General features: G+C 69.4%; 24 protein-coding genes and 3 pseudogenes. 11 read left to right on the forward strand and 16 right to left on the reverse strand.

The genetic code is table 11. The annotated features are described in order from the left end of the window. Positions 1–137: 137 nt before the first annotated feature. The 3 genes from ACZ4MU_RS18815 to ACZ4MU_RS18825 all read right to left on the reverse strand — a co-directional run bounded on the left by ACZ4MU_RS18815 (position 138) and on the right by ACZ4MU_RS18825 (position 2,897). On the reverse strand, positions 138–1,190 hold the full coding sequence (locus ACZ4MU_RS18815; protein WP_467877552.1) for a trypsin-like serine peptidase: 1,053 nt from the start codon (positions 1,188–1,190) through the stop codon (positions 138–140). Positions 1,191–1,426: 236 nt separating this feature from the next. Continuing rightward, positions 1,427–2,278, reverse strand: coding sequence for a VOC family protein (locus ACZ4MU_RS18820; protein WP_467877961.1), 852 nt, complete (start codon positions 2,276–2,278; stop codon positions 1,427–1,429). 34 nt (positions 2,279–2,312) lie between these two features. Continuing rightward, the gene (locus tag ACZ4MU_RS18825; protein WP_467877555.1) at positions 2,313–2,897 is read right to left on the reverse strand and encodes a dihydrofolate reductase family protein; all 585 of its coding nucleotides are present in this window, start codon (positions 2,895–2,897) and stop codon (positions 2,313–2,315) included. Positions 2,898–3,011: 114 nt separating this feature from the next. Here ACZ4MU_RS18825 and ACZ4MU_RS18830 point away from each other — a divergent pair, with 114 nt between their 5' ends. Together ACZ4MU_RS18830 and ACZ4MU_RS18835 are read left to right on the forward strand one after the other, a co-directional pair. Next, positions 3,012–3,641, forward strand: a complete 630-nt coding sequence (locus tag ACZ4MU_RS18830; RefSeq protein WP_467877963.1) for a TetR/AcrR family transcriptional regulator — start codon at positions 3,012–3,014, stop codon at positions 3,639–3,641. Positions 3,642–3,823: 182 nt separating this feature from the next. After that, positions 3,824–4,029 (forward strand): annotated as a pseudogene (locus tag ACZ4MU_RS18835) (sulfate ABC transporter substrate-binding protein); the annotation flags it as partial. Positions 4,030–4,203: 174 nt separating this feature from the next. Here the strand turns inward: ACZ4MU_RS18835 and ACZ4MU_RS18840 are convergent. The 3 genes from ACZ4MU_RS18840 to ACZ4MU_RS18850 all read right to left on the reverse strand — a co-directional run bounded on the left by ACZ4MU_RS18840 (position 4,204) and on the right by ACZ4MU_RS18850 (position 6,726). Further along, positions 4,204–4,662 carry an RrF2 family transcriptional regulator gene (locus ACZ4MU_RS18840; protein WP_467877558.1) on the reverse strand — a complete coding sequence of 153 codons (459 nt, stop codon included), beginning with the start codon at positions 4,660–4,662 and terminating at the stop codon, positions 4,204–4,206. Positions 4,663–4,710: 48 nt separating this feature from the next. Further along, complete coding sequence (locus ACZ4MU_RS18845; protein ID WP_467877560.1) at positions 4,711–5,934, reverse strand: acyl-CoA dehydrogenase family protein; 1,224 nt, start codon at positions 5,932–5,934, stop codon at positions 4,711–4,713. Positions 5,935–6,270: 336 nt separating this feature from the next. Continuing rightward, positions 6,271–6,726: a VOC family protein gene (locus ACZ4MU_RS18850; protein ID WP_467877563.1), complete on the reverse strand. Its 456-nt coding sequence runs from the start codon at positions 6,724–6,726 to the stop codon at positions 6,271–6,273. 136 nt (positions 6,727–6,862) lie between these two features. Between ACZ4MU_RS18850 and ACZ4MU_RS18855 the strand changes: the two genes are divergently transcribed. Further along, the gene (locus ACZ4MU_RS18855) at positions 6,863–7,966 is read left to right on the forward strand and encodes an abortive infection protein (RefSeq protein WP_467877566.1); all 1,104 of its coding nucleotides are present in this window, start codon (positions 6,863–6,865) and stop codon (positions 7,964–7,966) included. Between the two features lie 439 nt (positions 7,967–8,405). Further along, positions 8,406–10,070 (forward strand): M4 family metallopeptidase, encoded by a 1,665-nt coding sequence (locus tag ACZ4MU_RS18860; RefSeq protein ID WP_467877569.1) that lies wholly within the window; start codon positions 8,406–8,408, stop codon positions 10,068–10,070. A gap of 212 nt (positions 10,071–10,282) precedes the next feature. Here ACZ4MU_RS18860 and ACZ4MU_RS18865 read toward each other — a convergent pair whose 3' ends face one another. Both ACZ4MU_RS18865 and ACZ4MU_RS18870 read right to left on the reverse strand, forming a co-directional pair. Then, positions 10,283–10,819, reverse strand: coding sequence for a hypothetical protein (locus ACZ4MU_RS18865; protein ID WP_467877571.1), 537 nt, complete (start codon positions 10,817–10,819; stop codon positions 10,283–10,285). Beyond that, positions 10,816–12,015, reverse strand: coding sequence for a serine/threonine-protein kinase (locus ACZ4MU_RS18870; protein ID WP_467877574.1), 1,200 nt, complete (start codon positions 12,013–12,015; stop codon positions 10,816–10,818). The genes ACZ4MU_RS18865 and ACZ4MU_RS18870 overlap by 4 nt, the downstream gene beginning before the upstream one ends. Before the next feature lie 329 nt (positions 12,016–12,344). On the opposite strand from ACZ4MU_RS18870, the gene ACZ4MU_RS18875 reads away from it, so the two are divergent. Then, positions 12,345–13,181, forward strand: a complete 837-nt coding sequence (locus tag ACZ4MU_RS18875) for a phosphotransferase (RefSeq protein ID WP_467877577.1) — start codon at positions 12,345–12,347, stop codon at positions 13,179–13,181. A 64-nt stretch (positions 13,182–13,245) separates the two neighbouring features. On the opposite strand, the gene ACZ4MU_RS18880 is transcribed toward ACZ4MU_RS18875, so the two are convergent. Both ACZ4MU_RS18880 and ACZ4MU_RS18885 read right to left on the reverse strand, forming a co-directional pair. Then, positions 13,246–13,848, reverse strand: coding sequence for a dihydrofolate reductase family protein (locus tag ACZ4MU_RS18880; protein ID WP_467877580.1), 603 nt, complete (start codon positions 13,846–13,848; stop codon positions 13,246–13,248). 2 nt (positions 13,849–13,850) lie between these two features. Continuing rightward, complete coding sequence (locus ACZ4MU_RS18885; protein ID WP_467877582.1) at positions 13,851–14,699, reverse strand: metalloregulator ArsR/SmtB family transcription factor; 849 nt, start codon at positions 14,697–14,699, stop codon at positions 13,851–13,853. Between the two features lie 231 nt (positions 14,700–14,930). Here ACZ4MU_RS18885 and ACZ4MU_RS18890 point away from each other — a divergent pair, with 231 nt between their 5' ends. Both ACZ4MU_RS18890 and ACZ4MU_RS18895 read left to right on the forward strand, forming a co-directional pair. After that, positions 14,931–16,298 (forward strand): esterase-like activity of phytase family protein, encoded by a 1,368-nt coding sequence (locus ACZ4MU_RS18890; protein WP_467877585.1) that lies wholly within the window; start codon positions 14,931–14,933, stop codon positions 16,296–16,298. A 149-nt stretch (positions 16,299–16,447) separates the two neighbouring features. Continuing rightward, positions 16,448–17,038 carry a GNAT family N-acetyltransferase gene (locus ACZ4MU_RS18895; RefSeq protein WP_467877588.1) on the forward strand — a complete coding sequence of 197 codons (591 nt, stop codon included), beginning with the start codon at positions 16,448–16,450 and terminating at the stop codon, positions 17,036–17,038. Between the two features lie 90 nt (positions 17,039–17,128). Here ACZ4MU_RS18895 and ACZ4MU_RS18900 read toward each other — a convergent pair whose 3' ends face one another. Further along, complete coding sequence (locus ACZ4MU_RS18900) at positions 17,129–17,338, reverse strand: hypothetical protein (RefSeq protein ID WP_467877591.1); 210 nt, start codon at positions 17,336–17,338, stop codon at positions 17,129–17,131. A 48-nt stretch (positions 17,339–17,386) separates the two neighbouring features. Between ACZ4MU_RS18900 and ACZ4MU_RS18905 the strand changes: the two genes are divergently transcribed. Beyond that, on the forward strand, positions 17,387–17,641 hold the full coding sequence (locus ACZ4MU_RS18905; protein ID WP_467877594.1) for a helix-turn-helix domain-containing protein: 255 nt from the start codon (positions 17,387–17,389) through the stop codon (positions 17,639–17,641). A gap of 246 nt (positions 17,642–17,887) precedes the next feature. Here ACZ4MU_RS18905 and ACZ4MU_RS18910 read toward each other — a convergent pair whose 3' ends face one another. Continuing rightward, positions 17,888–18,058, reverse strand: coding sequence for a hydrophobic protein (locus ACZ4MU_RS18910; RefSeq protein WP_344077859.1), 171 nt, complete (start codon positions 18,056–18,058; stop codon positions 17,888–17,890). Between the two features lie 159 nt (positions 18,059–18,217). Beyond that, positions 18,218–18,433: a hypothetical protein gene (locus tag ACZ4MU_RS18915; RefSeq protein WP_467877597.1), complete on the reverse strand. Its 216-nt coding sequence runs from the start codon at positions 18,431–18,433 to the stop codon at positions 18,218–18,220. Positions 18,434–18,602: 169 nt separating this feature from the next. Here ACZ4MU_RS18915 and ACZ4MU_RS18920 point away from each other — a divergent pair. After that, positions 18,603–18,689 (forward strand): annotated as a pseudogene (locus tag ACZ4MU_RS18920) (mycothiol transferase); the annotation flags it as partial. Positions 18,690–18,761: 72 nt separating this feature from the next. Here ACZ4MU_RS18920 and ACZ4MU_RS18925 read toward each other — a convergent pair. Next, a pseudogene (locus ACZ4MU_RS18925) lies at positions 18,762–18,944 on the reverse strand (alpha/beta hydrolase fold domain-containing protein); the annotation flags it as partial. Between ACZ4MU_RS18925 and ACZ4MU_RS18930 the strand changes: the two are divergent. Continuing rightward, the gene (locus ACZ4MU_RS18930; RefSeq protein WP_467877600.1) at positions 18,905–19,408 is read left to right on the forward strand and encodes a MarR family winged helix-turn-helix transcriptional regulator; all 504 of its coding nucleotides are present in this window, start codon (positions 18,905–18,907) and stop codon (positions 19,406–19,408) included. The pseudogene ACZ4MU_RS18925 and the gene ACZ4MU_RS18930 overlap by 40 nt on opposite strands. A 212-nt stretch (positions 19,409–19,620) precedes the next feature. After that, positions 19,621–20,676 carry a M4 family metallopeptidase gene (locus tag ACZ4MU_RS18935; protein WP_467877603.1) on the forward strand — a complete coding sequence of 352 codons (1,056 nt, stop codon included), beginning with the start codon at positions 19,621–19,623 and terminating at the stop codon, positions 20,674–20,676. Positions 20,677–20,755: 79 nt separating this feature from the next. Here the strand turns inward: ACZ4MU_RS18935 and ACZ4MU_RS18940 are convergent, their stop codons facing one another. Together ACZ4MU_RS18940 and ACZ4MU_RS18945 are read right to left on the reverse strand one after the other, a co-directional pair. Continuing rightward, positions 20,756–21,535: a tyrosine-protein phosphatase gene (locus ACZ4MU_RS18940; RefSeq protein WP_467877605.1), complete on the reverse strand. Its 780-nt coding sequence runs from the start codon at positions 21,533–21,535 to the stop codon at positions 20,756–20,758. 287 nt (positions 21,536–21,822) lie between these two features. After that, a complete protein-coding gene (locus tag ACZ4MU_RS18945) occupies positions 21,823–23,859 on the reverse strand; it encodes a glycoside hydrolase (protein WP_467877608.1) in 2,037 nt (678 codons plus the stop codon). Between the last annotated feature and the right edge of the window lie 536 nt (positions 23,860–24,395).

Below are 24,395 nucleotides of genomic sequence, written 5' to 3' on the forward strand. Positions count from 1 at the left end.
TACCCCCGTGCGTCGTCCGCTCACCGGCCCCCTCATCCCGTACGGCATCGGACGTTCACCGCGGCGGCCTCAGCAGTCTCGGTGCCCCGTCCTGGGGCACCGAGAGCGACCGTGATGAGCGACGACCCGTCCCGGCGTCAGATCGCTCGGGTCTGCGCCCAGTCGTAGAGGCGGTGTGCGCTGTCGCCCAGGCGGGTGGCGTAGAGGGTGGGCTCGGGACCGCCCGCGAGATCATCGGAGGTGGTCGTGACGCCGACGACGGTACCGGTGCCGGTCTGGGGATCGAACCGGGCGAAGTGGGGCCCGCCGCTCGCTCCGCTCGACATGTCGCAGGACTCCCCCCACAAGAGAGGCGCCTTGGGACCCGGTCGGGCGGTCCCGGCACAGTGGATCATGCGTGACCCGGCGTACCTGTCGGCAGGGTCATTGAGGCGGCCCTTCGGGTACCCGAAGGTGTGGATGAACTCGTCCGTGACGGGCTTGGTGAACGCGATCTTCTGGCTTCCCGTGACGTCCGCGATCCGGCGACCCGCAGCCGAACGGTTGGCGACGAGTACGCCCGTGTCGTATCCCGCGACAGCGACGTCCTCGGAGGTCGTCTTGGACGGGTCGGCGTTCCAACGGGAGGAAGTGGCCATGCTCTTGATGCTGAAGCCGCCCAGCGGTTTCGTACCGTTGCGATAGCCGGGCACGAAATAGAGGTTGTGGTTCCAGGTACCGTCCGCACCTGGAGCACCGACACTCCTCAGACAGTGAGCCGCTGTGATGACGGCACTGCGATTCGCGCTGTTGACGACTGTTGCGGTGCAGCTGCCGTCGTACCCGTCGGAAAAGGTGAAGAAGAGCCGTCCCACGCTCTGGCCCACAGCGCCCGCGTGCGTCCAAGTGGCGCCCGAATCAGGGGTGTTCACGGGCAGGGGCAGCGAATCGTCGGGGGTGTTGTCATCCTCGGGCACGGGGGTGATCTCGGGGATCAGGGCACCCGCCAACTTCATGCGGTCGGGAGTCCAGTAGGCGTCGATCTGGCGGCGCTGTTGTTCCGTGGTGGCCCCGGAATGCGTCGTGACGGTCTCCGGTTCCGCAGCGACTGCCACGGTCGGCACCAGCAGGGCGGCCGTGGCCGCACTCAGCAGGACAACTCCCGCAGCGGTGATCCTGGGCGGGAAGATCCGGCGTATGGCTGTCATCATTGCCTTTCTCTCGGCTCGGTACTGCGCGTGCCCGGGAGGCGGAGCCCGCCTGACCAGGGCACCGCCAAGGGGTGCGGTCGGGGCTGGTGTGCGTGCCCCTTTCCCTGTACGACGTGCGGCGGGGGCGGGGGTTGCCGCTCCTCGGCAAAGATGCGGCGTCGAGACGGGGCATGCGCCTTCCCCGGTCCGGGGAAGGACAGCAAGCCCGCCCGTCCGTAAGCCCGCCAGCCCACGCCTTACTGAGCCCAGGGCAAGAGCCGAGTGCCCTCGGTGCCCGGTACGGAGGCCACACCGTCGGCACGCATGGAGACATGGGCCTCGGCCGCCTGCGGAGCGTGGACTTGGCGGAGCACGCCGGGTGGGAGAACAACCGTCTGTCCGGCGGAGATCTTCTCGGTACGGCCCCGGCAGGTGAAGTCGAGGCGGCCGCTGGTCACCGTCCAGACCTGTTCGCGGCTGATGACGTGTTCGGGGCCGGCCTGGCCGGTCTCCATGACAACTGTCCAGGTGCTGAGTTCCGTGCTGCCACGGCTGGGAGCTGCCAGGCCCGTCATGCGGGCGTTCGGTGACTGGGTGACGTTGTCGGCGGCCGGGGTGATGACATGGAGGGCGGGCTCCTCTTCCTCTCCGGCCCGCGCGGACTCTTCGGGGCGGGCCCATTGCACGAATTGGATGACGATGCCGTTGGGGTCGGTCAGCTGGAACAGGCGCTCGCCCCAGGGCTCTTCGCGCAGCGGCATGGTGATCGGGGCACCGGCGTCGCGCAGACGCTGCTCCTCGGCCTCGATGTCGGTGACGGTGAGCGCGAAGATGAGGCCGGTCGCCTGCTGGTCGCGCTGTTCGGGCGGGAGCACCTGGCTGCCGCGGCGCAGCAGCACGATGTCGACGGCACTGGTGTCGGCGTGGGTGAGGGAGGCGAAGCCGTCTGCGGCCATGGCGACCTGGTAGCCGAGGTGGGTGCAGAAGAACTCACGCGACGCGTCGGTGTCGGCGACGGTGAGGGAGAGGGTGGAGGCGGTGACGTTCAGGGCAGCTCCTGGCTGGTCGGGATGGTGAAGGGCGCGCCGGGCCGAGCCGGATCGGCTGATTTGGCGCTCTGCGGGGCGCGGGGCGGCGCGTGCTCTAGCGGGTCGTTCTGGTGTAGGTGAGGACGACGTTGCCGCGTTCGAAGATGCGGCTGTCAGTGAGCTGGAAGGTGCAGGGGGAGAAGTCGGCGCGGAAGAGCGGGATGCCGCTGCCGGCCACGATGGGGTACTGCTTGACGACCAACTCGTCGATCTCCGGCAGGAGCTGGCCGGCCAGGTCGGCGCCGCCGCAGAGCCAGATTCCGAGCCCGTCCTCCTGCTTCAGCTTGCGCACCAGGGCCAGCGGATCCTCATCGGTGACCTCGACGGCCGGGTCCGGGCTGGTGGTGAGTGAGCGGGACAGGACGATCTGCCGCAGATGGCTGTACGGACTGGTGAGCCCCAGGACCAGGCCCGGCTGGTACGTTCCGCGGCCCATCACCACCGTGTCGAAGCGGGCGGCAGGCGTGTCCGCGATGCCGAGTTGGGCGCGGGCGGGCGTGGGGAGGGTGTCGGGGAACTCGCCGGTCAGGAAGGGCAGGAAGTCCTCTGTGACGTGCGGGAGGAAGAAGTCGAAGTCGCCGTCGGGGGCGGCGATGTAGCCGTCGATGGTGGCACCGACGAAGTAGGTGAGCTTGCGCAAAGCCAGAACCGTTCTCTCGGGGTAATTTTGCAACGGACGTAACTTTAGGGTGACACCCTTGGTTCGTCAAGCGTATTTTTACTACCAGGGTAAGATTCCCCCATGAGTACTGACATGGGGCTCCGCGAGTCCAAGAAGCAGGAGACCCGGCAGCTGATCTCCGACTGCGCCACCAGGCTCTTCATCGAGCACGGCTTCGAGCAGACCACCATTGCCGAGATCGCCGCCGCCGCCCGGGTGGCCAAGAAGACCGTGACCAACTACTTCCCGCGCAAGGAAGACCTGGCCCTGGACCACCACGAGGCGTTCACCGGCGGCCTCGCCCGGATCGTCGCCGAGCGCGGCCCCGACGCCACACCGCTCGCCGCCCTGGGACGGGCCTTCCGCGCCGCCCTGCTGGAACACAGCCCCGTCGTCGGCTTCACCGGCCCCGCCTTCGCGCGTATGGTCGCCGACAGCCCCACTCTCACCGCCAGGCTCCGCGAACTGCACGACCAGCGCGAAGAGACACTCGCCAACGCCCTGGCGGCCGCTCTCCCGGACACCGCCCCGGCCATCTCTCCCCGGGCCGGCGCCGCCCTCATCGCCGCAGCGGACCGGCTGCTGTTCCGGCGCATCCAGGAACTCACCCTGGCGGGCCACACCGACGACCAGATCGAGGCCGCCCTGCTCCCCGAGGCCGACTACCTCCGCACCCTCCTCGACAACGCCCTCGGCAACCATTTCAACACCACGACCCCCTGAGCCCGCCCGCTTCCCACCGTTCCGGTTCGAGTCCGGGAGAGGGCCCTCGACAACGAGCGGCAGGGGAGCGCAGAACACTGGGCAGGCCGGGGTGGACCGCACGGGCCCGGTCCAGACCACGGACCACGGACCTGAGGTTGCGCAGTACTCCGAGCCACTTGCCCGTAGCCCGTGGCTACACCGACCTGTGGGCCGACAAGGAGTTCGTGATCACGAACATCATCGTGTCGCAGAAGTTCCTCAAGGCGCACCCCGACGTCGTCGAGGCGGTGTTGCGCGGCTCGGTGAGCCCGCCCTCAAGGGCATCTACGACCTCACCCTCCTCAACAAGGTCCTCAAGGCCAAGGGCAGGAACGGGGTCGAGGACGCCGCACTCGGCGCCGAGTGACGGCAGTCGGCTCCGAGGACGCGAACAACCCCGGGAGGTGGCTGCCGCAGCCGGTACCGAGGCCGCGCCAGCCACGGCCGTCCTGTGCACCACGTGGATCGAGCGTGTCCTCCTGGCTGAAGGCGGGTCGGCCGGGCAGCGTGGACGCAGCGGCTCGACGTGATCGGAGGCCGCTCAGGGATTGGTCCACGCTTCAGGGTCCTCCGCGAGGCTCACGACCTCGTCCGGCAGTTTGGCCGCGGCCACATGGGCCAGAGTGACTTCACCGAGGATCTTGCGGACGTTGGCGCGTACGGCGATCCACAGCGGCAGCAGGGACTCCGCCGGCCCGCCGTAGGAGAGTTCGGGCGGGCGCACGCCCCGTACCGACACCAAGGGGCCGTCCGCCACCCGGATGACATCCGCGATGGCGATCGCGTCCGCCGGACGGGCCAGTCGGTAGCCTCCGTTGCCACCCCGCTGGCTGACGACGAGGCCGCCCCGGCGCAGGTCGCCGAGGATACCCTCGAGGAATTTGTGCGGGATGCCCTGCGCCGTCGCGATCGCCTCGGCCTTGAGGGAGACCCCGTCCCCTGCCGCGGCCAGTTCCAGCGCCGCCCGCACCGCATAGTCCGCCCGCGCCGAGATCCGCATGCCGCGATTATCCCTCATCGCCTTCGCCAACCGCCGCCGGCTGCGCCGTCAGGCGGGGAAGGTGAAGGACGGGTGCGCGCCGTTGAGGAAGTAGTCCCCGATCTCACGCAGCCTGTGGGCGACCGGCTCGCGGAGGGTGTGCGTACGGGCGTTGCGCCAGAAGCGGTCGAACCCGTGGCGCGCGGAGGCGGCGTCGGCACCGATGACGTCCAGGGCCCGGGTGGTGATCTCCTGTACCGCCCGGGAGGCGGCGGCCTCCGCCACGCTCGCCAGGACGGCGATCTCCGCACACTCCTCGCCGTCGAGTTCATCGCCCCGCGCCAGGCCGTGGAGCAGAGCATCCACCGCCTGGCCCGCGAGCGCGGATGCTCCACGCGCGACGACGGCGAGTTCGCCGTAGACGGTCAACGCGTACGGGTCCTGTGGGGGGACGCCCGGCCAAGGATGGGGTGACAAGGGTTGCCAGGGTGAGCGCACGGCCCTTCCGTGCTCGTGGACTTCGGCCAGCAGTCCCTCGGCGACGCCGAGACAGTACTGGACGGACACCAGGCGCGCGGTCGGCACGGCCAGGGAGGCGAAGGGTGACAGGAGGGCCTCGTCCGGCGAGAGCGCGCCGAGCACGTCGTCCGCCGCGATCAGCACCGCGTCACACTCCACGACGCCACCGGCGGCCAGCCGCTGGCCGAAGGTGTCCCCGCTGCTGCCGCTGACGACACCGGGGCGCGTGGGATCGACGAGGACGGCCAACGGCTCGCCGGTGCCGTACTTGGCGGCTCGGACCACCAGCCTGTCGGCGACCCCGACACCCGTGGCGAACCTCTGATAACCGTCCAGCAGATACCCGTCTCCCCTGGGGGTCAGGATGAGCGGCGGCTCGTGGGTGGCCATACCCCCTCCCCAGCACCACCGCCCCTCCGTCGCCTCCCGCTCGATACGGGCGGCATGGCCGGGATCGGCGAAGAACCGGGCGCTGAAGGAGAGAAAGTAGTGACTGCCCAGCAGGTGGCCGATGGCCCCGTCGGCCGCGGCGACGGTTCTGATGGCCGCGTACGCCGTACGCCAGTCCGCGCCCCCTCCCCCGTGCTCGGCCGGCGCCAACAGGGTCAGCAGCCCCGACTCGCGCAGCCGGGCGACCTCCTCGAAGGGCGCTTTGCCGCCCTGTTCGCGCTCGGCCGCGTCCGTGGCCAGATCGTCCGCCATCTCACGGGCGATGTGCAGCCAGTCGGCCGGTCCGGCTTCGGCGTCCATCACCTCGCCCGCTGTCACCGTCATGCCCGCACTCCCAGGGGACGACCGTGCCCGCGGCTTCGACGAGGGCGGCAGCTACAGCTCGGTGCTGGGCTCATGGCGTTTTCCTCCAAGGGGCCGAAGACGACGCTGTGCCCGGCGAGGCGGCGTGGGGGGGGCAACGGTCCGCGATGACGCGTCGGCCTCCTCATCCTCACTCTCCCCCTCGACCACCGTCAACACTTCCCTAGTAATTCGATAGGAATACTAGGGATGGCGACCCGTCCCGGCCGATTCACGCTCCTCGGTGGCCAGTTCGCGATGCCGGAGAAACGAGCGTCTGTGGCCAACACCGCCGCAACCGCCCTCAGACCACGTCAATCAGACCACGTCGAATTCATTGCCCTCGGGGTCCTGCATGGCGGCGGCGTACATCCCCATATCCGGTTCGTCCCTGATCCGCAGCACGGTGGCACCAGCTTTGACCAGCCGTTCCACCGCAGCATCGACCCGCTGTACGCGGACGTCCAGGGGTACGTCACGCCCCCCGCCGACCTTCAGGTCGAAGTGCCACCGGTTCTTGGAGCCCTTCGACTCCGGAACCTGCTGGAACCACACCCTCGGTCCACGCCCTGCGGGATCGATGATCGATTCCGGGATGTCCCCGGCACCGGTCGGCAACTCTGCCCCGGGCACCCCCATGGCCGCCCAGTAGGCACGCCAGGTGGCATGGCCGCCCGGCGGCGGCTCAGGCACGTAGCCCAGGGCCTCCGCCCAGAAGGCCACCATTCTCTGCGGATCGGCGCAGTCGATCGTCAGCTGCATTGTCATCTCCATCCTCAGAGCATCGCAGGCAGGTCTGACAGAAGGTCCAGTCCCGCCCACCGGGGTCGAGCCCGGTAGCGACTTTGGTCACGGGGGACGAGCCTTTCGGCCGACGTGCCGACCCCCGAGCTCCGCGCAGGCTGGGAACATGACCTCAGCACCGATCGCCCGCCGGACCCTGCTCGCGAGCACTGCGGCACTGTCCACCACCTGCATCGCCGGCAACGCTCACGCCCGTACCACGCCCGCCGATCCATCAGCCTCGTCACGGACGGCTGCCCCGCTCACCTACAAGGGCGTCAACTTCGATACGGACCGCGAAATCTGGCGGCCGGAGTACGTACGACGGGAAATCGCGGCCATCAGGCAGCAGTTGCACTGCAACGCGGTCCTGCTGCTCGGCCACGACCTTGACCGGCTCACCGAGGCTGCCGCGATCGCGGCAGCACACGGCCTGTTCGTCTGGTTCGAACCGCGCCAGTTCGACAAGGACGCCGAGCAGACCCTCGCCTTCCTCGGCTCGGTGGCACGCGCTGCCGAGCGGCTGCGCACCCGCCATGCCGGCGTGGGTATCTCGGTCGGCACCGAGCTGACCATCTTCATGTCCGGTCTGGTGCCTGGCAACGACTACAACGAGCGTGCCCAGGCGCTGGGGCGCCCCGAGTCGGCCGGCTACCAGGAGCGCCTGAACGCCTTTTTGGACCAGGCGCTCAAAACGGTACGTCCCCTGTTCAAGGGGCGGGTCACCTACAGCTCAGGCGAGTGGGAGGAGGTCGACTGGCGCGGTTTCGACGTCGTGGGAGTCAATCTCTACCGCGACGCGGACAACAGGTCCACCTACCGCCAGAAGCTGAAAGCCCTGCAACGGCACGGTAGGCCCGTCGTCATCACCGAGTTCGGCTGCTGCACCTTCACCGGGGCCAGGGAACGGGGCGGTTCGGGCTTCGACGTGGTGGACTGGGAGCGGCAGCCTCCCCTGGTCAGGGACGGCTATGTACGCGACGAACAGGAACAGGCCGACGAGATCGGGGAACTGCTGGACCTCTACTCGGCCGAGCGTCTGCACGGTGCGTTCGTCTACAACTTCATCGCCCCCGACTCGCCCCATTCCCCTCAGCGCCGCCACGACCTGGACATCGCCAGCTTCGCGCTGGCCAAGACCTTCCCCGCCGGGACACGGCGGGGCTACGCGGAAACTGGGCAGTGGGAGCCCAAACGCTCCTTCCACACCGTGGCCGGCCGGTTCCGGTGACGTGACCGCCTGAGCCACCGACACCCCTGACATCTCCGACCCATTCCACGTCCCCCGTCGACGTCGCCGTCAGCACGGAACCCAGGGCCGCACGCAGAGGCACCGCCACTCTCACCGTCCGTGCACAGACACGGGCGGTTGCCACGGTATGCCGTCGAAGGAGCTGAGTGGCGCAGGGGCCCCGTACCCAGCGCAGGACACCTTTCCAGCATGTTGCGGTCTCCTGTGCTCCCCGTGTCGGCGCGTATCAGGGCCTTGTCCTTCCCATGAAGCGGCAGGCCGCAAATCCGGCATGAGCTGCCGAACCCCCTTTTATGGCCCGTGACATATGCGCGACGGGCTGAGAGTGTCCCTCCCCATCAAGGCAGTCCCAGTCCCCCTTGGTGGACGGGTGGGCGGCAAAACCGCCCCACTCCCCATGACTCTCTGGAGAAAACACATGTCTTCCTCCCCCACCAGCAGCCGGGCGCGCCGTCTCGCCCTCACCTCCGGCGCCGCCGTCCTCACCGGCGCCCTGCTCGCGGCCGGTGCCACCACCGCATCAGCGGGTGCGGCGGCGGAACACTCCGGCGCCACCTCGGTCGCGGCCACCGCCCAGGAGCTCGGCCTAGGAGCCCAGGAGGGGTTGGTCGTCAAGGACGTCATCAAGGATGCCGACGGCACGGTCCACACCCGCTACGAGCGCACCTACGCGGGACTTCCGGTCCTCGGCGGCGACCTCATCGTCCACCGCGCCGCGGACGGCGCGGTCAAGGACGTCACCAAGGCCGTCAAGGCCCCCATCAAGCTCGCCTCGCTCACACCGAAGCTGACCCCGACTGCCGCCACGTCCGCCGCGATCAAGGCGGCCAAGGCCGCGAAGACCACGGGCGCCACCGGCGGTGATTCCCCCCGCAAGGTCGTCTGGGCCGTCGGCGGCAAGCCCGTTCTCGCCTATGAGACCGTAGTCACCGGCACTCAGCACGACGGTGTAACGCCGAGCAGCCTGCGTGTCATCACCGACGCCGACACCGGCAAGAAGCTGTACGAGATCCAGCTGATCCACGACATATCCGGCGGCATCACCGCCAAGGGCGGCGTCCGGGCGGCCACGCCGGGCGGCTCGCAGGTCGGCGCCGTCGGCACCGGCGCCAGCCAGTACAGCGGCACCGTCAACCTGAACACCACCAAGTCGTCCACGGGTTACTCACTCGTCGACAGCGTGCGCGGCGGTTCCAGCACCGTCGACCTCAAGCACCGTACGAGCGGCAAGGGCAGCGTCTTCACCGACGCGGACAACAAGTGGGGCACCGGCAGCCCCGCCAACAACCAGACAGCCGCCGTGGACGCCGCCTACGGCGCCGCCCAGACCTGGGACTTCTACAAGAACGTCCTGCACCGCAACGGCATCAAGAACGACGGGCGGGCCCCCGTCTCCCGCGTCCACTACGGCAGCGCCTACCAGAACGCCTTCTGGGACGACGACTCCTTCACCATCACCTACGGCGACGGCGCGAGCAACCAGCACCCGCTGACCCAGCTCGACGTGGCCGGGCACGAGTTCAGCCACGGCGTCACCTCCGCCACCGCGAACCTGCAGTACTCCGGTGAGTCCGGCGGCCTGAACGAGGCCACCTCGGACATCTTCGGCACCGCGGTGGAGTGGAACGCGAACAACGCCCAGGACAAGGGTGACTACCTGCTCGGCGAGAAGATCGACATCTTCGGCAACGGCAAGCCGCTGCGCTACCAGGACAAGCCGAGCAAGGACGGCCGCGGTTCTGCCGACTACTGGAGCTCGAACGTCGGCGATCTCGACGTTCACCACTCCTCCGGCGTCGCCAACCACTTCTTCTACCTGCTCTCCGAGGGCAGCGGCGCGAAGGACATCAACGGCGTGCACTACGACAGCCCGACCGTGGACGGCTCCACGGTCACGGGCATCGGCCGCGACAAGGCGGTACAGATCTGGTACAAGGCTCTGACCACGTACTTCACCTCCACCACCGACTACCACGGCGCTCGTCAGGGCACCTTGAAGGCGGCCACCGACCTCTATGGCGCGAACAGCGCCGAGGCCAAGGCCGTGGACGCCGCCTGGGCCGGGGTCAACGTCAAGGCCTGACCCGTGAACGACGCAGTGCCGCACCGGTCGCCGAACCGGTGCGGCACTGCCATGACGCCTCGGCCGGCGCCCGGCCCCATGAGCCAACGCGCAGCCCCGCCGAACGCGAACGGCCGACCGCACCTCTGCCTCTCTTGTCGAGGGGGTCGAGGGGGTCGAGGTGCTGGCCAGTGCGGCCGTCAGGCCCGGCGTGTCGCCCTACAAGGGACGCGCTAGGGACCCAGAGGTGGCGTGGGAGACGCGGCCGCCTGCCGGACCATTCGTTCCGCCGCCTTCACATCACCCGTATCGCTGCGGCGCAGTACCACGATCTTGAGGACGGCCAGGAGGCTCGGACCACACAGGCCCGCGGCAAGCCAGGGCTGGGACGGCGCCACCGCCACTCCGGCGCCCAGGAGTGACAGCGCAAGCACCGCCCCAGTGATCAGGCCGCTCATGCGGAACACATGGTTGCGGCGCTTCTCCGCTTCCCGCGCGGCCCGCTCCCCCTCTGCCTTCACCAGAGCAGCTGCTCGTTCGCGTTCGGCTTCGAGGCTTGCCGCCTCCTGCTCGGCGCGATACCGCTGATTGTCCAACTGCTTTATTCGCAGCTGGTGTTCACGCTTCAGCTGGGGCTCCATGGCCTTCAGCGCGATGTCGAGCTTCTCCGCGCCAAGGACCTCGCCCCACTTGGCTGCGATCCCCAGCCCCGCGGTGATGAGGGGGTCTTCCTGGGGCGCCGGGAGGCTGCCGGCCGGTCCCGTTGTCATCCCTGCGCCCCTCCGCCGTCGGACCCCACTGGTTGAATCTCCCTCTCAGCCGTCTCAGGCGGCGGCCCCAGCCGTAGAAACAGACGGGCGAGAGCTTCGTCGAGGGTCGCGGCGGCCGGGGCCGCGTCCTCGTCCGCGTCATAAGGTCCAGGGGGTGGAGGCGGGGGCGCCATGCTGTGCTTCGCCTGCACAAGCGTGACCCCGGTGCCCGACACTGGATCGGCCTCGCGGTTCTTCGCCGTGTGGAGCATCTCGGCGCGCGCCGACTGGTATGCGTCCGAGGCGGCTTGCCTCAACGCGTTCTTGAGGACGGCGAAGTCGGGCCCCCCTTCCACCACACCGGGACTGAACCCCGGGCCGGGGAGAGTTTTCGGCGTGAACCTGCGAAGCAGGTCGAGGACCGCCTCAGCACTCCCCGGCCGGTCCTTGGGGTCCTTGGCCAGCAGGCGCAGCACCAGCTTGTCCACTTCGGCCGGAACCGTGGGCCGGAACTTGCTGGGCGGTGCGGGCTCGTCGTGTATCGCGCTCCGCGAGCGCCCGCCCCGCTCGCCCTCCTGACCGAACGGCGCCGCGCCTGTCAGCATCTCGTACATCACACAGCCGAGCGCATACACGTCGACACTGCGGTCGTGGGCATGCGAAGCCTCCCGCTCAAGGGCCGCGGAGAGGGGAACATCAGCATCAACGTCTGCCTCGGCCCGGGCGTCATCGAGCAGGGCGACTCCGAAGTCCAGCACCTTCACGTTGCCGGAATCCTCGATCATGATGTTGGCCGGATTGAGGTCGCGGTGGACAACATTTCTGCTGTGCGCGGCACGGAGCGCAAGAAGGATCTGCACAGTGAACGACAGCGCCTGCGGCAGGGTCGGCAGCGCGTCCTTGGTCTCCTCGGCCAGGGTTCGCCCGTGCACGAGGTCCGACACCACGTACTCGACAGGCCCGTCACTCGTGGTGTCGTGCCCGTAGTCGTACAGCGGGGCAATGTGGGACTCGTCCACGGCCGCCAGCCGAGCGGCCTCGTCCTTGAACCGGGCGGCCAGATCGGTGCGCGCTCGGCTCCCCCGGCGGCGGCGCAGCAGTTTGATGGCTACGTCCTGCCCACGGCTCAGGTCGCGTCCTGCCCAGACTTCGAGGCCGCGGCTGTCAAGACGCCGTACCAACTCGTAGCGACCATTGAGCACTTCGCCGCTCTCCACCGTCGTCCTCCCCCTGGCCTCGCACAGCGTAACGCTCCCGGGATGACGAGGAAGTGGAGTCGCCGCACTCGGTGCCCGGGGGAAGGCCTTCGGCAGCCGCGTTTGCGGACGATACGTACCTGCCGGGCCTGCCGGCCGGTGAGGGCCACGGAGCGGTGAGGGTCACGGCGGCGAGCCCGTACCAGGGACCGTTCGGCTCCCGTACCCACGGCCGGCCGACCACCTCGTAAGTCGGTCCCGCCCCGCCCGGACCCATGACTGGCGTCGACGACGGTCGACAACCGCTGGTCCGGGCCGCACCTCCTATCGTGGGCATTTAAGCTGACCCGATGATCGAGGACGGCGCCACCGACCGGGGCAGTGTGACGACCGTGCGGCGCGTCGGCGAGACGATCCGGCGGCCCGCCGGCGAGTGGACACCGGCCGTCCACGCCCTGTTGGCCCACCTGGAGGCGGCGGGCTTCAGCCGGGCCCCGCGGGCCCTGGGCACCGAGGGTGCCGACGAGGTCGTATCACTGCTGCACGGCGAACCGGCGTTCAGCCCGTGGCCCGCCGCTCTGCGGTCGACCGAAGGCATCCAGGAACTGGGACGCTGGCTGCGCGAGTACCACGCAGCGGTCCGCGACTTCCGTCCCCCCGCCGACGCGCGCTGGCGCGGGCAGGAGGAGGCGTGGCGGCCCGGCATGATCATCCGGCACGGCGACCTCGGTCCGTGGAACTCCATCTGGAACGGTGACCGCCTGGTCGGCTTCATCGACTGGGACTTCGCCGCCCCCGGTCACGCCCTCGACGACCTCGCTCAACTCGCCTGGTACGCCGTACCCCTGCGCCCCGTTGCACATCAGCAAAGGGAAAGGATCACCGGGGACGATACGCTGCGCAGCCGTCTCGACGCCCTGTGCGCCGCCTACGGGGCACCCCCGGAGGTCGTCCTGGACGCGCTGGACGCCCTCCAGGCCCGCGAGACGGCACGCATTCAACGGCTGGGCAGCCTGGGGCAGGAACCGTGGGCGACGTTCCTCACCCGGGGCGATGTTGCCGAGATGAGGGCCGAGCGCACCTGGCTCCGGTCGAACCGCGCTTTTCTCCTCGACGGCAACACGCCCCAGGCTCCAACCCCAGTCCCCAGCCCCCACCACGCAACCCCGACCCCGCTCTGTGAATGAACGGATCGCGTAGCGGATCTCTGGCTTCCGAGCGGGATTCTCGCCGGCAGACGTGGTCCGTTGTTCAGCGGACCCGGTCGTAGACGAGGGCCAGAGTGCCGTGCTCGCCCGCAGCCTGGCTGACGAGTGTCCACTGCGCTGCGGGCAGACCGTCGTCGAAGAGGCGGGGCCCGCCGCCGAGGAAGACGGGGAAGATCGTAAGTGCCAGCCGGTCGACCCTGTCGGCCGCCAGCAGCGCCTTGATGACGCTCGCGCTGGAGAGCACGAGAATGTCGCCGCCTTCGGTTGCTTTCAGCTCCCCGACGAGCTTCGCGGCCGACCCGTCGACGATCGTGGTCCGTTCCCACGGCGCCTCGTCGAGGGTCGAGGAAAGAACCACCTTGTCGGTCTCGACGAGCCACCGCGCGAAGCCCACGTCGCGCGGGTCGGCGCCCTCGCTATCGATGACGGTGGGCCAGAAGCCGAGGAACCCCTCGGCGTTGACCCGCCCGAGCAGGGCCGTCGTGGCCGGCTCCCACAGGCTTGTCAGGTGGTCCCGGGCGACGTCTGAGACTGCGTACGGCATCACCCAGCTCATGTCCAACGGGTTGTCCGGCGCGGCGTAGTGGCCGTCGAGGGAGAGGGCCAGGTTGGTGACGACTCTGCGGCCGCCGGTGTGCTCGGTCATTTTCATGCTCCCGTGTCGGTGCAATCGGTGTCGTGCGAACCCGCGGCGAGCATCGTCGCGAGCTTGTCGAGGCTCTGGCCGAAGCCGATCTCGATGCCGGCGACGAAGTCCGCGGAGTCGATCGTGCTGTCGGTGATGCGCCAGCGGACGTCGAGATCCGAGCCGGTTTCGGTGGGCGCCAGGCTCATGTCCACGTGAGCGGTGAAGGCGCGGCGGCCGTCTGGAAGGAGGGGGGAGAGCCGGTAGGCGAGGCGCTCACCGGGGCGTACCTCGTCGACGACTCCCTCCGCGCGGCCGACCACCGAGTCAGAGCCGTCGGCGTCTTCGGCGTCGCGGTACTCCTGGACGATCCTTCCGCCGGGCTGTGCCTCGAAGACGAGCTCGGAGACGCGGAGGTCATCGGGAGTCCACCAGTGTGCGAGCAGGGCGGCCTCAGTCAGGTGGCGCCAGAGCGACTGAGGGCGCCCCGCGAGCGAACGGTGGAACGTGAACGAGCGGTCGTCGGCCCACCCCGGCTCCTGCGCGGCGAACCGTTCCGCGTGGAGGCCCCGCTCGTAGCGGTCGTACGTCGCGTGCGGGCCGTCGGCCTGCTCCGCGGTGTCGGCGATACGGCGGAGCGCGACCGCCAGTTCACGCAAGGGGCCGGGCCGGAGCGCGTAGACGCGGCGCTGGCCGATGCGCTGGGAGGTCACGATTCCGGCACGCTCAAGGGTCTGCAGGTGCTTGGTCGTCTGTGGCTGGCGCGCCTCGGCCAGCTGGGCGAGCACGCCGACCGAACGGGGCCGCTCGGCCAGCAGGTTGACGAGCCGCCAACGAGCCGGATCGGCCAGTGCGGCGAGGAGTACGTCCATGGCTACGAGTATTCCTGATTACAAATATTCGTGTCAAGGAATATACGGACAGCATGCCCTTACGCGGCTCGGGCGCCACGGTCCGAGCCCCCTCCCCCGACGCGAGACCCACCCAGGGGGTCGGCAGGGCGTCGGACGTGCGTCGGACGGCATTCACCCCACGGACTCATCGCGTTCGCCACGAACGACCAGCTTGGCCGCAGTCACATGCCCCGCCGGCCAGGAGGCCCGATGTCATCCCTCGCGCGCACCCAGCGCACCGCACGCCGCTCACTCGCCGCGGGCGTACCGCTCGCCCTGCTCGCGACCGTCACCGTGGCCGGGACCGCCACGGGCGCGTCCGCTCCGGCGGACGGCCGCGCGCCCGGGGGTGCGCGCGTCGTGACAACCGCCACCCTCGGGAACATTCCGCTCGGCTCGTTCAGCAACCGCCTGCTGCCCGGCTCGGTCGCGGACGACCGCGGCATCGACCTCGGCGGCATCGGCAGCGACATCTACCCCGCCGGTCGCAGAGGGGAGTTCTGGACGGTGACCGACCGCGGGCCCAACGGTCAGATCAAGGTGGCCGGCACCAAGCGCCGCACCTTCCCGGTCCCCGGCTTCGACCCCGCGATCGTCCGCATCCGCGTGTCCGGCTCCCACGTCCGGGTACTCCAGGCGATCCCGCTCACCACCCGCTCCGGCAAGCCCGTCACCGGACTCCCCAACCAGGCCTCGCGGGACGAGGCGCCGTACACGTACGACGCGAGAACCCCGCTCGGTTACGACCCGAACGGCCTGGACACCGAGGGGATCGTGCGCGCGGCCGACGGCACCTTCTGGCTCGTCGACGAGTACGGGCCCTCACTCGTACACATGTCGGCATGCGGAAGAATCCTCACGCGGTACGTCCCCAAGGGCCTCGGGCTCAAGGGCGCCGACTACCCCGTCGTGGAGTCACTGCCCGCCATCCTCCTCAAGCGCAAGACCAACCGGGGCTTCGAGGGCCTGGCCCAACTCCCCGGCGGCGACCTGGTCCTGGCCATGCAGAGTCCCCTGTCCCTACCGGACGCGGGCACGGGCAACGCCTCCCGCAACATACGCCTGCTGCGGTTCTCCCCGAGGCAGCGCGCGGTGACAGCGGAGTACGCCTACCGCTTCGACCCGGTGGACGTCGTCGACCCCGGCCAGCACGACACCTCCGAGCTGAAGGTCTCCTCCCTCGTGGCCATCGGCCGCGACACGCTTCTGGTGCAGGAGCGCACGGACAAGACTTCCCGTGTCCACCGCGTGCGGCTCCCGCACGGCCCCGGCATCCTCGACAGCACCTGGGACAACCCGGCGACCTCCCCCTCGTACGAGCAACTGGACGACTCCACTCCGACCGGAACGCCGTTTCTGCGCAAGACGCTGGTGGCCGACTTCGGCAAGGTCCCGGGCGTCCCCGGCAAGATCGAGGGCATCGCCCTGACCGGCCCGGACACCCTCGCACTCATCAACGACAACGACTTCGGCATGACGGACGGCCCCGAGGCCTTCGACGCGCACGGCCGACTGGTGGACAGCGGCATCAAGACGACGCTGACTTCGGTGCGACTGTCCAGGGCACTGCGGGGCTGAGCGCCGGACCGCAAGCGCACGCCGGGCAGAGAGCGGACGCCGGGCCGGGCGCTCGACGGGGCGGCCGCCGTCCGCCGCCGCCGAGAGCCCGGACGGCCCCGGAGACATCACACCGGCACAGTCGCCCCGGATCGACGTAACGTCGTGCCATGACCACAGTTGACGCCATGGTGTACCACTTCCGCGCCGCCGTCCCCGAGGACAGCGAAGCCATCTCTGCCCTGGACGGCTCCTTCACCACCGACACGGTCTTCCGGGTAAGCCTCACCGAAGACGGCTTCACCCTGCGCGAGGTGCCGGTGGACCCGCCCCTGACCAAAGTGTTCCCCGAGGACGAGCCGGACGGCGGTGAGGAGGACGGCGAGGACGACCAGGACTCCCGCACTTTTGTCGCTCTCGCGACCGCCGGCGCCCTGGCCGGGTTCGTCAGCGTCTCGTACGCGCCCTGGAATCGTCGGCTCGTCATCGAGGACATCGAGGTGGCTCCGGCGCACCGGGGCCGGGGCGTCGGCCGGGCGCTGATGGGGATGGCGGTGGAGTACGCCCGCGAGCGGGACGCCGGACACATCTGGCTGGAGGTCACCAGCGTCAACGCCCCCGCGATCCGCGCCTACCGGAAGATGGGCTTCACTTTTTGCGGTCTGGACACCTCGCTCTACGACGGCACCGCCTTCGAGGGCGAGCAGGCGCTCTACATGAGCATGCCCTGCCGCTCAGCGGACGGCAGGCGGGTGCGGTGAACGCTGCGCCGTCGTCCGGGAGACGCCCGACAGCAGCGACACCGGCATCCAGAGCGCTGCCGGGTGTCGCTGCCGTCGAGCCGCCGGATGCTACGCGGTTCCCGCGCAGCTGGTGAACGTCGTCCTGGTGCGTGCGCTGTAGATGCTCGCGCCGCCGTTGGGGTCGTACTTCAACGGTACGGTGATGGTGTCCTCGGCGTCCCACGGGAAGCCCTGGGTGTCGAACGTCCAGGTGCCGGTGGCCTTGGTCGCCAGCTCCGAGAGCGTGACCCACCCGTACTGGCGCGCGGGTACGGACACGGTCAGTTTGTTGCCCATCTCCGGCTTCAGGTCCAGCGTGGTCTCACCGTGGACCTCGGCGGTGACTTCGCCGAGGGCGGCGGCACAAACCCCATGCGGGGCGTGCTGGGGGATCCGCGCCCTGGTTCACCCGGCTCTATGGACCGCTGCCGCCAAGACTTCGCCGACCCGGCCCTGCGGCACCTCACGATCGACACCCTCGCCGCCCGCTGGGGCTATCCGCAGCCCGACGCCTTCTCCCGCGCCTTCCGCACGGCCACCGGAATGTCCTCCAGCGAATTCCGCGCCGACTCCCGGCGCTGAGGGGCGCCGTTCTGACGAGTCGTCGGCGCACCGGCCCCGCAGAGCTGGAGGCGCAGGTCCCACTGCGGTCTCCGCGGGGCCGGTGCGCTGTACACGTACCCTGCATCAGATCCGACACGCCCCATCCGTCCCCACCGGTCGGAGCGGAATGCGGCCGCTCGCACGACGTGGGGCCCGGCCGTTCCCGGCCGGGCCCCACGTCAACCTACGTCACCAGCAGTGCTCCTCACACCGAGGAACACCCGCCTACCAGCGGTACCAGCGACCCCGACGGCCGCTGCTGTCCGCGGCCCGGACGACAAAGCCCAGCAGCCAAACGGCCAGCACGATCACCGCGATCCACCACAGCGCCTTCAGCGCGAAACCCGCACCGAAGAGAACCAGAGCCAGCAGAAGAACCAGAAGCAGGGGAACCATTGTTATCAACCTCCTGGCCACCGGATGCCCTTACATCGCTCCTACAAGCACATAAACTATGAGTTTCTTCGGCGGCTCTCGGGGCACGCGCGCCATGCACGCTGCCCCCGCTACGGCGTCTCATGCGCTTCGCGCGGACCCCCCCTGCCGTCACCCACCTCAGCGAGGCATGGCCGCGATCGCGGCGCGGGCGATCTTCTTGGCCTCCGCCTTGCAGGTCGACGCGGGGTGTTTGTCGCCGCCGAGGGCCACACGGACCACGAGGTTGCTGTCACGGACGTACAGGCTGCAGTGTTCCTCAGGGTCGGGATAGGTCACATACCGGGCGGGCAGCGGCAGTTGACCGGCCGCCTCGGAGCAGATCCGCGCTTTCATGGTGCACCGCCTCGGGCCACGGCCGGGACGCGGGCGCCACCGGGCCAATCGTCGCGAGGCGTGCGTTCGGACTATGGCGCGAGGAGTGCGCCCCCGCCCGCATCGTGGCTTCGCCTTTCTCTTCCCTCGACGACATGGTCGACTTCCGCGCACCATCTCCCTCCGCTAGGTGCTCACCCACATGACCGAGGAGTACGCGCGTCACAACGGCCACGCCGACCTGCTGCGCGAGGCGATCTACGGAGCGGTGGGCGAGTGGACCGGGTGCGGAAGGGCCCCCGCCGGCCGAGTCACCGGCGACGACGAGGTCCCGGGGGTCGGTCCCGGTCGTCAGGAGTTCACGGTAGGCGGCGAGCCCGTCGTCGACCGCTGCGGGGAAGGGGTGCTCGGGAGCCAGCCGGTAGTCCACCGAGGTGGCCCGAAGTCCGGCGCGGGCGGCGAGTTCACCGGCCGGGCCGGTGTGGGTGTCCGGTGAGCCGATGGCATAGCCGCCTCCGTGGAGGTACAGCAGCCGTCCCCGGTCTGCCGCTCAGTCACGTCACCCCGGTCTTCCTCGATCTCGTCCGCGTGGAGACCCGGCTGTACAACGCGGTCGGCGCCCGGTCGCGCGCCCAATGCGGCCTGGCGCTGGGCCAGTTCGAGTTCCCGCAGATCATCGAACGAGTGGATGGGTGCCGCGTACTCGACATCGTGGGCGAGCTGGCCATCACCGTGGGGGCGGTCAGCAAGGCGGTCGACCGACTGGTGGCCGCGGGGTGGTGCGCGCGTGTCGCGCACCCGCAGGACCGCCGCTCCTCCGTGCTGCGCCTCACGCCCGAGGGCGAGAAGGTGCTGGCGACCTCCCGGCCGCTGGTGGAGAACGCACTCGCCTCACTGACCGCCACGGTTCCCGCTGCCGACCTGAAACGCCTCGCCGCCACCCTGGCCACGCTCCGCGCCAACCTTGAGGCGGACGGGCAGGGCCAACCGGGCTGAAACAACGAGTGATCACGCCACCGGGAGGCCCTGGGCCCGGCCGGGCACACACCGACGGGCCAGGTTCAACGGCCGGTCTTTCCGGCAGCGTCCCTTCGGGGGCCTCCCCGGCAATCTCGTCCTGGGCCTGGTCAAAGGGGGGCCGCGTACGCGAGGATCGCCGCCGCACCCCGCATGCCACCTCCCCGCCCCTGCCTCACAGGAGGATCCGTATGGCTCGCCGCACATCCCGTGGCCTCGTCGCCGCGGCCGCTGCCACCGTGGCGCTCCTCACCCTGGCCGCCCCGGTCTCCGCCCTGCCCGCGGGGACCAGCACCCCTGTCGGCAGCGCGCTGCCGCAAGCCCGCCTGTTCATGGTCAACCCCGTCCAGTCCTCCGGTGACCAATCGCTCACCGACGGCAAGGACGGCAACGCCGCCGTGCCCGCTTCCGCGTACGCCGTGGCCGCGCTGCGCAACCTGGACGGCAGTGGCTCACTCTCGGGCAGGTGGGTGACCGTACGTTCGGACACCGGGGCCTCGGCGCGGCTCGCGGACGTGGGGGCGTACAGCCGCAATGACGACCAGTTCGAACAGGTCATGGCGTACTTCTGGGTCAACGAGGCCCAGGAGTACCTGCAGAGCCTGGGCTTCGGCAGTGAACTGCCCGGCGCCAACGACCGCGCGCAGCCCGTCCGGATCAACCAGTGGGGTGCGGACAACTCCTTCTTCACGGACAAGAAGGCCGAGATCCGCTTCGGCAAGGGCGGGGTGGACGACGCCGAGGACGCCGAGGTCATCGTCCACGAGTACGGGCACGCGGTGCACAACGCGCAGGTCCCCGGCTTCGGCACGTCACCGGAGGCCGGTGCGGTCGGTGAGGCGTTCGGCGACTATCTGGCCGTCACCGTCGGCGCGTACGCCGACGCCAAGTACAACTGGCCGCTCAAGACCGACCTGGCCTGCGTCGCCGACTGGGACTCGGTCGCCTACAGCGCGGCTCCGCACTGCCTGCGCCGCATCGACGGGCAGAAGGTGTACGCCGACCGGGTCGGGGAGGTGCACGCGGACGGTGAGATCTGGTCCCGGGCGCTGTTCGACATCCGCAAGGCCCTCGGTGCCCGGACCGCGGACCGGGTCGTCGTGAACGCGCAGTTCGGCTTCCGCGCGGACACGAGCTTCCAGGACGCGGCCCTGACGACGATCGCGACCGCGCAGCGCATGTACGGGACGAGCGCGGCGGATGCGGTACGCGCGGCGTTCAAGGCCCGGCAGATTCCCGGGGTCTAGGGACACCGTCGTTCGGTAATGACGGCGGATCCAGCCGGGGTGCCCCCGAGCCACTCCGGCTGGAGCCGTCCTGCACGGGTCAGCCGACGATGCGGAGGCGCAGCTTGAACAAGGTGAGCGTGTCGAGACCGAGCCCTTGGGTGAGGAAGTCACCGAAGCTTCCGTAGTCGGCCACCGCCTGCGCTCTGAATGCTCCCAGGTAGCTGCTGCGCACCTGAAGCAGTGGATCGAGCAGGGCCGGGTCCCGCATGAGGCCCGCGGCCTTGATCTGACTCTTCAGCGCAGCGTCCGATGCCGCACGGAGTTCGTTGCTCAGGAGGTAGTCACCCTCGGACACAGAGGCCGGCACACCGACCGCACGCAGAATCGTGTCCGCGAGGACTCCCGTGCGGTCCTTCCCGGCCGAGCAGTGGAACATCACAGGTTGGTTCGCGTTCGCCACCGTACGGATCGCTGCCCCGAGCGCAGCCCGGTTGGCCGGGTTGGTGACGAAGGCGCGGTACAGCGCTTCCATCCGCGCCTCGGCCTTTCCTCCCCCGAGCTGCTGGTGCTGGTAGTCGGGGTCCTTGCTGCGCACCACCATGCCGATGAACGCGAACAGCGACGTGTCGTCGACCGGCTGGGCGATGGGGGTCACGTCGGCCGGCAGCCGGTCGGCTCCATCGGCCTGCACTTCGGGTCCGGTACGCAAGTCGATCACGCTGCCCAGCCGCAGGCGAGCGAGCGCGCCCACGCCCTCGGGCGGCAGCTTCGACAGGGTCTCCGCGCGGTACAGCACGCCCCGGCGAGTGGTCTTTCCGTCGTACGTGCGGTAGCCACCGAGGTCCCGAGCATTGACCGTGCCCGGCACCACCAGCACCCGCCCGCTGGTGACTGTACTGGAGGCGGGGTGGGCGTGGCTCGCAGCCGGGGATGCCTGCGCCGTACCGGATGCCACGGGTACCACCAGGGACAGGGCGAGTACAGAGATGCTGATGACGCGTCTTGTCGGGGCCACAGCACGGCTCCTTCCGTGGGGGGGAGCCGGGAACGTAGCGCGTGGATCTTGTGGCTGGAAGGCGCACGCGGGAAACAACGCCCGGCTTCGTTCCCCGGGGCCGAGGGGGTGGGCCCCGCACGAACGGCGGGGCCCATGTAGTCGGTTGGTCAGCAGGTCGAGTTGGTCTGGGTGAGCAGGCCCAGCCGCCACGGCAGGCTGTTGTAGTCGCCGCCCGCATTGGGGTTCAGTCCCTGGTACAGGTACTGAAGCCGGCAGGAGGGGATCGTCAGCGTCTGGTCGTAGCCCGCGCGGATCATCTCGCCGTGACTGATGTCCCGGCTCCAGGCGCCCGCGGGGAAGGTGACGTTGTTCGCCCGGGCGAAGGGGTTGCTCTCGGACGCGGCGAGCGGCGTCCAGGAGCCGGCGAGGTTACCGGCGGTCCAGGAGCGGAAGTAGCGCCGCCCGTCGGATCCGATGGCCTCGACGAGGAGCAGATACTGGTTGGTGCCCTGCACCTTGTACACGTTGCTCGCTTCGAACAGCGCGTTCCTGGAGTCCTGGGCGGCGATGACGGTGTTCGTGAAGCCGTTCGGGAACTGGCCGACGGTGGTCTGCGAACGGTACAGGTGCCCGTTGTCGTCGGAGGAGAACAGGTAGCAGTTGGCGCTGTCGCAGATCACCCACATGTCGACCCAGTAACCGTTGCCGATGTTCCTACGGATGATGTCCGGCATCGACGAGTAGAAGTTGCGGGGTGCGCTCCACCCGTTGGGGTTGCTGATGTCGGGGTTGGTGGAGTACGACGCGTTGCCGGTCTGGTAGACGAGATACCACAGACGTTGCGGCGCGTTGTAGAAGACCTGGGGTGCGGCCCGGTACCCGGTGCCGATGGCGGTGCGGTCCAGGTAGTGGTGGGTGGCCGAGCCGGCCTGCGACCAGTCGGAGAAGCTCAGGTACACCAGGTTGTACCCGGCGGCGCTCGCCGTACTGGCGAAGACGTGGTACTTGCCGTTGTAGTGGACGACCGACGGGTCCTTGATCCCGGCGATGTTGTGGGTGGCGTCCGGCTTGGGGGTGATCAGCGGTCCGGTCGAACTCCAGCGGAAGGACGAGGGGAGCGCGGCGGCGGATCGCGGCGCCGGTGCGGTGACGGGCGCCGGTGCGGTGACGGGTGCCGCCGCCCTGCCGCCCAGAGCGGTCAGTACGGCCGGGTAGGCCGGCTTCTTGTTGCCGTTGCGGTCGAAGAGCAGCGGGTTCTCACCCGCGCGCCAGGAGTCGCTGTCACGGATCCCCCAGACGGTGATACCGGTGCAGCGCGCGACGTTCATGCAGGACCGCACCGTGTTCGCGTAAGCCGTCGGTGCGGCCTGCGCGATGTCCAGTTCGGTGAGCTGGACGTCGACGCCGAGGGCGGCGAAGCTGGCCAGCGTGGTCTGGAAGGTCGACGGCGGGCCGCCGGTGCCGAAGTGGGACTGGAAGCCGACGCAGTCGATGGGCACACCCCGCGCCTTGAAGTCGCGGACCATGCGGTAGACGCCCTGGGTCTTGGCGGCGTTCCAGTCCTCGATGTTGTAGTCGTTGTAGCAGAGCTTGGCCGCGGGGTCCGCCGAGCGCGCGGTGCGGAAGGCCTGCTCGATGAAGCCGTTGCCCAGCAGGTTCTGGAACACCGAGGAGCGGTGCTGGCCACTGCCGCCGTCCGCGAACGCCTCGTTGACCACGTCCCAGGAGTGGATACGGCCCTTGTAGTGGTTCGCCACGGTGGTGATGTGGTTGTTCATCACGCTGCGCAGGGTATTCGCGTCCGTGATGGAGCTGACCCAGCCGGGCAGCTGGGAGTGCCACACCAGGGTGTGGCCGCGCACGCGCTGGCCGTGGGCCGCCGCGCGGTTGACGATCTGGTCGCCGGGGCCGAAGTTGAACGAGCCACGGGACCGCTCGGTGGTGTCCCACTTTATCTCGTTCTCAGGGGTGACCGAGGTGAACTCGCGGTCCAGGATGGAGGTGTACGTGCCGTCGCCGAGCCTTCCGGCCGCTACCGCCGCTCCGAAGTAGCGCCCTGACTGGGCGGCTTGCGCTCCGAGTGTGGAGGCCTGGACGGCGTTGGGTGCGGCCGTCGCGGCCCCGGGCGTCACCAGGGCGGCGACGGCCAGCAGGGATAAGACCGAGGCTCGGCGACGGCCGAGCCGTTTCAGTGGGTTGTTCATGGCTCTCCTCTGCGGTTGTGCGGGGGGTTGTTCGGTACGGCCGGAGGGACGGGATCAGGGCGTCGACAGCTCGAACCGCAGGACGCGGACCGCGCCGCCGAGACATGTCGCCGGCGACCGTCGCTGTCCGCAGGACCAGCCCGTCGAACATTGCGGTGGTCACACGGGCCGCCGGTTGATCGGCGCATGACATGACCATCTGTCGACCTCACTGCGAGGGCGCGGCGCGCCTGGGCCGGTGGATTGACATCCGCGACGTTCGGTATGACGAACATCGGTCGACTCATCGAGCACCCTGGATCATACGAGGCGGAGGGCTCCCGTCAATACGTCTCGCATGATTCGGGTGTAGCTCCGAAATGTTTCGATGACCGAGGTGCACGTCAGACAGCGAATGAGGCTTTTTTTCTCTCCCGGGCACGCACGGGGAGGGATTTGACCGGCCCCTCCCCCGCATCACGGAGAAATACAGCGCTCCGAAAGGGAGACCCAAATCTCGAACGTGCCTCTGCACGGCACACCCACTGACACAGCGC

This window comes from Streptomyces sp. NPDC026377 (assembly GCF_055567715.1).